This is a genomic window from Lewinella sp. (assembly GCF_050633125.1).
In the GTDB taxonomy this organism is placed as follows: domain Bacteria; phylum Bacteroidota; class Bacteroidia; order Chitinophagales; family Saprospiraceae; genus Lewinella.
In genome coordinates, this window is the sequence record NZ_JBOEFX010000221.1 from 320 (window position 1) to 2,294 (window position 1,975).

The window sequence follows — 1,975 nt, forward strand, 5'->3', positions numbered from 1 at the left end:
ATCACACTCAATCACTGCGGTGTAAGGTGGCAAGGTCAAATCCAAGACCGTCGGACGGTTCAGCGTGATGATTTGCGTACACTCATCTGTTCGTGGTGTGCCAATACATACGCCATCAGCGCGATCAGCAACACTGAACGTTCTCGTGATCGTCACTGCTCCACAGTCGCCTGCGTTGCTCACGACATCACTTACTGTTACACTTACAGGGCCACAGTTATCCGTTACATCGGGGTAACCCGTCAGGTCTAGGATAGACCGTAATTCATTAGACAGTGTACCACCAATGATACTTCCATCAGCATTCACCGTGTAGGTTTCCTCGCCGATTACTTGTACCAGTGACTGGTCTTCGCACCACAGGGGCAGCGTTACCGCTACCGGTTGAGGAGCAGAGAAGCCACCATTGTCGAAGGTGCCGCCGTTATCGCTTACGATACCCACCACGTAGTTGCCAAGATTACCGGCCCCATCGTTGGCCACCATCAGGGTATACGTCTGACCCGGTTCTAGCGGTAATTCGATGCGTAAGTCTTGCGCAAAGAAGGCGTTGATGCCGAAGAACGGATCAACAAAGTAAGCACCATCGCTACCTGCAAGGATATTCTCGCAAGGGTTATCAGGGTTAAACTCACCCTGGAACAGCGAAATTACCGTACCCAGAAAATCAGCAGCGACCTGAATGTTGTACACATCGGTGGCAGGCAGATCAGGATCAACTGTGAAAGTGATCAGGTCGTAGTTGTTCTCCGTACCCGCAGTTGGGGAGAAGAAGTTCTGGAAGCAAGAGTAATCCGCTAAGGCAATCGTTGGTTCGGTTCCGTCGATGCTACCTTCTAAAGTCTGAAGGGCAAAATCAACCGTTACTGCGTCTCTATTAGCTGGACAATCGATCACTGGGTCAGTCTTGTCTTCTGCGAAGATTGTTCCCCAACAGGTGTAGACAATCTCGCCGTCTTCCACAATCTGGATCATGTAGGTGTGTTCGCCACAGCCGTACAGTACATTGTTATCCGTTCCGTCAACCGTGATGATGAACTCATCAACACAGCCGTAAAGGCCCGTTAGAATCATGTCTTCTGTGATCGTAGCACTACAGTTCGCATCTAGGGTTACGTTCAGGTTAGCGATACAACCCAGTTCGATCGGAGGTTCTACAAAACCACCATCTACCGTCTCGATATCATCACCGGAGAACAGATCATAGAATGGTGTAGTGAACGTCGTCTGATCTTGATCAGAATCCAACCCATCATCACCTACGTTCGGGGTTACCGCTAGTAGGATCGGCCCACACTCATCAAGTGCCGTACTTGCATCAAAGATCACTTTGTAACTACCAGGAGCCAGGTCAGTGAACTTGTAGTAACCATTTTCGTCGGTTATCAGTACCAGCATCACCGGCTGACCGATGTTGTTGGTTCCCATCAGGGTTACTGTTACACCTTCGATTGGGCTATCAGGTACTGCACCTGTACTTACTTGCGTATCATCAGCGGCATCGAAGTTTTCGTCAAGCCATACAAAATCACCCAGTTCTGCCGGGATGTAAGCACCGAAGTCGAAGCTCAAATCATCCTGCATATCAGGGAAGCCATTGATACCGCCGGGGTTATCACCCGTACCGTTTTCACCTTCCGGTAGGCCCATTGGGTCTACAATGGTGAATTCAACACCTGCATGGTCGTCGCTGTCGATAACATCATCGCCAGGAATATCAGACCAGGTTGGTACATAGTCACCAGGTAGGGTTGGTATACTGATACTGTAAGTTCCAGGGTTCAAGCCACAGAAACTGTAAATGCCATCAGTGGTGCCGTCATTTCCGGTCGTTACCGTGTAAGTGCGGTTATCATCCGTGGTGTTTACATCGCCGTCAGGACCAAACCATAACAGTTCTACGTCTACACCATTGATACCAAGATCACCGGCTTCGTCTTGTACACCGTTGCCGTTGTAGTCTTCCCATACCAGG

Annotated in this window: 1 protein-coding gene; it reads right to left on the reverse strand. The window is 49.7% G+C overall.

The genetic code is table 11. The features are described from left to right. On the reverse strand, positions 1-1,975 hold a 1,975-nt coding region (locus ACRBG0_RS28385; protein ID WP_431490200.1), incomplete at both ends, for an SdrD B-like domain-containing protein.